This window comes from Candidatus Phytoplasma phoenicium, assembly GCF_001189415.1.
GTDB lineage: Bacteria > Bacillota_I > Bacilli_A > Acholeplasmatales > Acholeplasmataceae > Phytoplasma > Phytoplasma phoenicium.
The window spans coordinates 1-7,354 of record NZ_JPSQ01000001.1; the positions used below are offsets into that span (position 1 = coordinate 1).

5 protein-coding genes and 2 pseudogenes are annotated in these 7,354 nt (G+C 27.1%); all 7 read left to right on the plus strand.

Annotation, left to right across the window (positions count from 1 at the left end; genetic code table 11):
* Positions 1-568: 568 nt before the first annotated feature.
* The 7 genes and pseudogenes from AlmWB_RS00005 to AlmWB_RS00035 all read left to right on the plus strand — a co-directional run bounded on the left by AlmWB_RS00005 (position 569) and on the right by AlmWB_RS00035 (position 7,281).
* A complete protein-coding gene (locus tag AlmWB_RS00005; RefSeq protein WP_050336900.1) occupies positions 569-1,066 on the plus strand; it encodes a DUF2963 domain-containing protein in 498 nt (165 codons plus the stop codon).
* 666 nt (positions 1,067-1,732) lie between these two features.
* Positions 1,733-3,127, plus strand: a complete 1,395-nt coding sequence (locus tag AlmWB_RS00010; protein ID WP_050336901.1) for a hypothetical protein — start codon at positions 1,733-1,735, stop codon at positions 3,125-3,127.
* A 524-nt stretch (positions 3,128-3,651) separates the two neighbouring features.
* A complete protein-coding gene (locus tag AlmWB_RS00020; protein WP_050336903.1) occupies positions 3,652-4,293 on the plus strand; it encodes a YqaJ viral recombinase family nuclease in 642 nt (213 codons plus the stop codon).
* Between the two features lie 73 nt (positions 4,294-4,366).
* Entirely contained in the window at positions 4,367-4,996 is a 630-nt protein-coding gene (tmk, locus tag AlmWB_RS01770) for a dTMP kinase (protein ID WP_050336905.1), read from the plus strand.
* Entirely contained in the window at positions 4,987-5,121 is a 135-nt protein-coding gene (locus tag AlmWB_RS01920) for a hypothetical protein (protein WP_275043460.1), read from the plus strand. Before tmk ends, AlmWB_RS01920 begins: the two co-directional genes overlap by 10 nt.
* Positions 5,122-5,156: 35 nt before the next feature.
* Positions 5,157-5,783: pseudogene (locus AlmWB_RS00030) on the plus strand (hypothetical protein).
* Positions 5,780-7,281: pseudogene (locus tag AlmWB_RS00035) on the plus strand (replicative DNA helicase). Before AlmWB_RS00030 ends, AlmWB_RS00035 begins: the two co-directional pseudogenes overlap by 4 nt.
* Positions 7,282-7,354 lie beyond the last annotated feature (73 nt).

Here is a 7,354-nt window from a genome sequence, read left to right on the forward strand (position 1 = left end):
ATATGAAAAAATAATAATAATGAAAATAGGTTATCAAAATGGATTAATAAAAAAATATCTAAATATCTCCTTTATCTGTTTTATATTTCAATAATAACTTTATCTAACATTATTATTGTTAAAACTTTTTTATTTTATCAAACCCAAAATCAAATTAAAAAACAAATCAAAGAATTAGAATCAAATCTCACTAATTTAAAAACATCGATAAATGAATTTTTAGAAAAAAAACAACAACAAATAGAAAATTTAGAATCTCAAAAAGAAACTCAAAAACAACCAACTTTAATAAAAAAACAACAACTTCAACACAATCCAATAAGAAACAAGAAATAATTATAATAATGGTATTTGTCTACCATTATTTTTATTTAAATAAAAAGAACATTATATCAATTCCTTTCAATTAAAGTTTAACAACTTTCCAAAAAGGTGCTTATTTAACATAACACAATTTTATTAATTTAAAAGTTTTTTTAATTTTCAAAACCTTTGAAGGTCCTTTTTACCCTAATGGCAAGGCCATTAAAACCAAATTTAAAAGCAAAGGAAAAACAAAATAAAAATATTGAAAAAAGAAATTCCTTATTTAAAAATAATACTTTTTATTTTAACAATATTCGTAATTTATATAATCATTAACAATTTAAATAAACGTATTACAAATCAGACACCTAGTACAACAACACCAGAAAATCAAACACCTAGTACAAAAACACCAGAAAATAAAAAACAACCAAGTAAAATATTTAAACAAAAATCTGATGTTTTTTCAGAAGAATGGGATAAAGATACTGGCAAACTAATCAAAAAAACAACTTATCAGTTGGATTTTGAAGATCCACAAGTACCCGACTGCGAAGAGGATTACGATAGAAACACTGGCAAACTAATCAAAAAAACAATTCGTCATTATGGGGGGAGTATCCACTACATCGAGGAATACGATAAAAATACTGGCAAACTAATCAAAAAAACAACTTATCATTATCCCGACGAGGGGGGCTTTCGACTATTCTTCGAGGAATACGATAAAAATACTGGCAAACTAATCAAAAAAAACTGAATATTAAAAAGTTAAAAAAAATATCCTAAAACAAATCCTAATAAAAAAAGAGGTAACCAACAATGTCCAAATTAACCAAAATTCCCTTTATTTAAAATTATTATTATTTTTTTCTTCATTATTTTTTTTCATTTATTTTCTCCTTCTCTCTTTGCTCACTCTTTTTTTTACAAGCAAACTAAATTACCCATTAAATTATCCAACTACCAAACGCTCCAACAAGAATGGTTAGCAACGCAACCTCAATGTATTCGTCACGATATTCAAGTTTTTACCAAAGAAAGTATTCCAGAAATCTTAAAATATTTTGTTATCGAAACTACTAGCTCTCATCTTCAAGAACCTTCTTATATCCCTTATAACTGTACTTTTTTCAATTCCAAACTCAAAAACCCACCAAAAAGCCTCTTAGGTGTTTATTTCAAACTTAGAATCAATCCTTTTGATGAAAAATATCCTTCTGAAAATAATAAATACACCTTAGAAGACCTTTTAAAATATGACATCGCCATCGAAGAAGCTTTTGTCTTTTGGGAAGTTCAAGAAAAAACTAAAGAAAACCAACCTGAAATAGAATTAATAGTCAGTAATATTTTCTCTGATCAAAACAAAGAAGAATTAATCAATAATTATTTAATTGAAAATAATCTCATCCAAGAACCCAAATTGATTAAATTAGGTTGTTATAATGCAACATCTTCTACTGGTTTGGTTTTACCTTTACCACAAAATACTTTTCATGATATTCCCATTGACGCCATTTATTTTGATGATGGTGTGCGTATTCTTCCCGAAAACCGTGTGATGCAAAGACCAAAAAACGAATTAGAACGAAAACAAGAACTCCACCAAAAAGCCTCTTTAGAACAAGAAATTAATACCATTAATAAACCTTATGATGAATGGTTAGCTCAATGTGAAATTAAAAAATGTTATTTAATAAACGCTAAATATTATGGTGTAGACACCTACGTACCAGAAACAATAGAAGATCATCAAACATACTATTCACCTGTCCCTTTTAAAGTGAGTGTAGAAATTAGATTAAAATATAAAGCATTACCAGATGATGATTTTTCGGTAGAACAGATAAGAGAACACAAAAACCTTAAACCATGGCACGACGAAAATAAAAACATAATTTTTTCTTCTGAAAAAACCCAAATAAACGGACAAGATGTTTACTATATAAGATTTAATTTTTTTAACAATCGGATAGTTAAAACAACCAACACTGGTGATTTATTAGAGTCAAAAGAAGCTTTAGCAGGATATGATATTTATAGGTGTTATATAGAATCGAAGGATCAATCTCTTAGTCTTACTCCCCCACCTCAAATAATTAATGAAAATAGTCTTCAATTCTTAACAAACAAAAAACAGGAATTCCAACAACTTCAACAATCAATAGCAACAAACTTTATTCAATTCCCTCTTTACACCATTGAAGATTTATTAAAACTTTCTAATGGCGCTAAAAAAATTTATCTCTTTAGTTTTAACGTTCAAAAAAGAGAAAAACTTATTGAATTACCAAGTTCTTCTGAACCTTATCTTGCCATTCGTGATTGGAAACGTGAAAATAATTTATTTAGTTCCCCCACTTTAATTGCAGAGGGCGAATACGAAGAACATTTTGTAAAAGATTTATTTACTATTGTAATAAATATTAATTCCGTCATTACCCAAAAATTTGAAATTCCTTTTAAATTTAAAATCATTTCCCATTGTTTCGAAACTGATCATACAGATTATATTCTTCTTTGTAATGATCAGCTTTTTAAAAATAACTTGGTTAAAGAATATGTAAATATTTGTAAAAATTGGTTAAGTAATTGTGAAATCAAATACTCATGTTATTATACAGTTAATGAAATTCGTAATAAATTCGGTCGTTCTTCCCGCTGGCTTTATGATGAAAACGGAGGTAGTCATTATTATGAATATGTAAAAGGTATCTTTTTTGATGATTGGTATATTGATGGAAAAACATGTGACAGAATATATAATGAATTTTTAAGTAGAAACCGTCCTCCTCAAAAACCAAAAGAATTAGATTAATCTTTAATTCGAACAAAACTCGCTAAATTTAAGCGAGTTTTTTTAATTTATTGAAAGGAATTCCTTATGTTTAATATAAAAAAAATTTTTTCCTTTTTACCTGATAATTTCATCTTTTTCTTCATTATTTTCATTTCCTTTATTCCGATTATAATTGTTTATTATTTCATTAAATTCTACCTTTTCACCCTCAAACTAAGTATTCACCAATTAAAACAAGGCATAATGATTCGATTTTATCAATATTTAACCACGGAGCAACTAAATCATCATGTGGAATTTAATTAATCATTGGTTAACTAAGTTAAATTATAATCTTCATAAGATAAGTTGTTATTTTTTTAATTATCAAAATCAATGGTTAAATTTAGGTTTATTAATAATTATTTTATTATTTCTTCCCCATCTTTTATATCTCCTTGATTTTTTTTAAAATGTTTTTATCACTTTTTTCGTTTCTTTTATTATTTAGGAAAATATTTTTTGCTTTTTATTAAAAAAATATTTAAGAAAGAATAATCATTATGAGAATTAAAAACTTAAAGCAATGCACCAAATTATGGTACCAACACCGTAAACAATATATTAACGCTTCTGAAATTGCTTCCATTACGGGTTTAGATCCCTTTCGTTCCATGGAACAGTTAGTTCATGATAAACTCTTTGGAACTACTTTTACCGCTAATCAATGCACCCTTCATGTTCAAAAAATGGAACCCATCGCTCGCCAATTTTTCATTCAAAAAACTAATTTAACTTTTGAAGACGCCATTTTCACTGATGATCAAGTGAACCTTTTTTCCGCTTCTTTAGATGGTTATAACGAACAATATCAAACCATTTTAGAAATTAAATGTCCTTTTGTTAATGAAAATCAAGAAATCTCATCTACTTGGACTGGTTTTTTAACTAATCCTCAAGTAAAAAATATCCCTCAATATTACTGGGCTCAAGTTCAATGTCAACTCTATTGTGCCCAAGCGAACTTCGCTTATTTTTTAATCTATTTTAACGACACTATTTATCATGTAGTGCAAATTTATCAAGATCAAACCTTTATCACGAAAATGATACAAGCTAGTCAAAAATACTTAACCCTTTTCACCAAAGCCAAAGAAGAATTAGCCAAAACCACTTATTTAAAACAATTAAGTAAAATCAAATAATTTTACTTTTGTAGACCTTCAAATTGAAGGTCTTTTTTTATGCCCAAATATAAAAATCAAAGGAAAAACAATAATGAAATTAATCGTTTTTGAAGGACTTGATGGAAGTGGAAAAACTTCTCTTATTCACGCCCTTCAACCCCAATTAAAAATCCCTCATCAACTTTTTCAAGGCTTAGGCAGTAGCCCCATTGGGAGGGAAATTAGAAATTTATTTTTAAATTTTAAATCAGTAGATTATCTCACTCGTTTTTATTTAAGTCTCGCCAATATGACTCAAATCAAAGCGGAATTAATTTTTTCCCAATTAAAAAATCACCAATTAATCATCTTCGATCGTTGGTTACCATCTACTTATGCTTATCAATTATTTCCTTTTTCTAAAAAAAAGGAACAATTTTTGCCTTTAAAAAAGATCTTTAAGCTAAATCATGAAACTATTTTAAAAAAACCCGATTTATTAATTTATTTAGATATTGACCCTCTCATCGGAAGAACGAGAAAGAAAAAACAAAAAAACCATCAAAGAGATCTCATTGAAAGACAATCATTAACTTATTTTCAAACCGTTCGTCAAGGATACGATCATTATCTCACTCATTATACTAGTGACATTAAACAATTAATCTTAAATGGAAGTGATCCCATTTTTTCTAATCTTCAAAAAATTATGAAATATTTAGGAGAAATTAAATGTCAATAATTATCAAGAAAAAATGTCAAAACGGTAATCTTTATTTTTATTATCATAATGGAAAAATTAAGACGATTAAATCTGATGGAACTGTTACTTGGAAAACGAAAAAAATTAAAAAGAAAAGACCTTAAAACAAGGTCTTTTTTTCTTGCGAAAGGAAGTAAATATGTTAACTCACGAAGATTTTTACTACATTAAACAATTCAACACTAACACTCAATGTGTTAATATTTTAAAAAAACTTTTTCATAAATCATCATTTTCCCTTAATTTTCATGAATATATGTGTCATCATCACCATTTATTAAATCAATATTTAATTGATCAAAACTATCAATCTCAAAGTCAAAAAGTGATCCGTGGTAAAATTAATGAATATCTTATTTTATTCTATTTTCAAAATCAATGAATCATTCATTTATATCCTCAAGCTTATTTATTTTTCATCCCCGACATTAAATTTGATTTAGTGTTATTTACCAAAACGAAAAGAATCATCGCTTTTAATTTTAAAACATGCCTTCGCGATCGATATAAACAAGTCATGGTAGAAGCCCAACAACTAAAAAAACTCGATACCCGTTTTGAATTTTATTTATTAACTAATAACACTATGGAAACTCAAAGATTAAATCATAAAATCCATCAAGGAAAAGTTTCAGGGATTAACCAAGTCATTGATTGTTTTTCACCTCAAGCAAACATTTTTTTAAAAACTTTATTAATTTACCAATTTATCCCTTTTGGTGATATTAACATGATTAAAAAAACAATAAAGGAGTTAAAATCATGAAACTTTTAACGAACGAACAACAAGCGTTACAACAACTAATCAAATATATTGAACAAGGTCAACAGGAAAAATTAAACTTTTATTGCCAAATAATTAACCCTAAAACCCTCCTAGATCCCAAAAATACAAAAATTTTTACAACCTTAAAATATTTATTTTTAGAAAAACAAGCAAAACATCCTTGGTACAAATCCACTACAAAACCAATTATTATCAAAAAGTTATTAATATATTTACAAACTAATTTTCCACAAGATAATTTTACTTTAGATTCTTTAAATTTTTTAAATGATGATTTTGATAACCAAAATAATTTTTATTTTTTGGACAATTTAAAACATACTTATACCCAAGAAAAACTATTCCAACAACTCTTAAAAATCATTAGTCCTTCTTTTGAAAACAAAGATCCTTATCATAAACATCTATACTACCAAGAAATCTTTGATAAATTAAGAAAATTTATGACCTTTATACCACATCCCTCCGATAATACTTTGTTAACTTTAAATCAAATGGTTTCTTGTCATCCTGAATTTTTCAAGTCCGATCAACAAGCTAAACAAAAAATCCAAGAAGAATATTATCGACTATCAGAAACTTTTAAAGGATTAAATCAGGCCACGAAAGGCTTTAAAAAGGGTCAAATCATCACCATTGGAGGCTATACTGGTTTAGGAAAAACCACTTTTGTCTACAATCTTCTTTTAGATATCTCTAAAACTAAGTATCAAGAAACTCACCATCATCCTCATCTCTTAGTTTTTTCTTATGAAATGACCTTAGAAGAAAATTTAAGTCGTTTATTAGCCCACCAAACTCAAATTCCTGTAGATGTTATTTTAGATAAAAATTGGGAAGACTCAAACATCACTCAACATACCTACATGGAAAGGATGAATGACTCTAAACAATTCTTTTCCCAGCTTAACTTATCATTTAGTTATGATCAAGGTAAACAAATTGATTATATCATTGATTTAGTTTATCGTTTCTCTTTGGAACAAAAAGTTGAAATTATCGTCATCGACCATCTCCAAATTACTAAAGCTAGTAATCACTTAGAAAATGACCGTTTAGCCATTGACGAAATCATGACGAAACTCAAACAATTAGCTATGGAATTAAATATTGTTATTATAATTCTCTCACAATTTTCTAGAGATACTTATCATAATTACCAAAAAAAATCACCTGAAATCACCGCTTTAAAAGGGTCAGGTGGAATTGAAACTAACAGCGATCTTGTTTTAATCATGTCAGAATTTCAACTAAAACTTAATGAAAACCAAGAAAAACCCTTAAATATCTATAATCAAGATTGCAATCAATTATATTTAGAATCAAAAAACAACGAATCTCAAAAAATCATTGAATTATCTATTAAAAAGAATCGAAGTGGCACCAAAAAAACTTAGTTTATCATTTTGAAATGTATACCCAAACCTTCCAAGAAATTGGTTATATTTTGCCTTATAAAATAGAAACTTATTATTAATCAAAATAAAGGAAAATAAACAATGAAAAATAAACTTAATCAAATCATAAAACACATTAAAAAACTAGAAAAA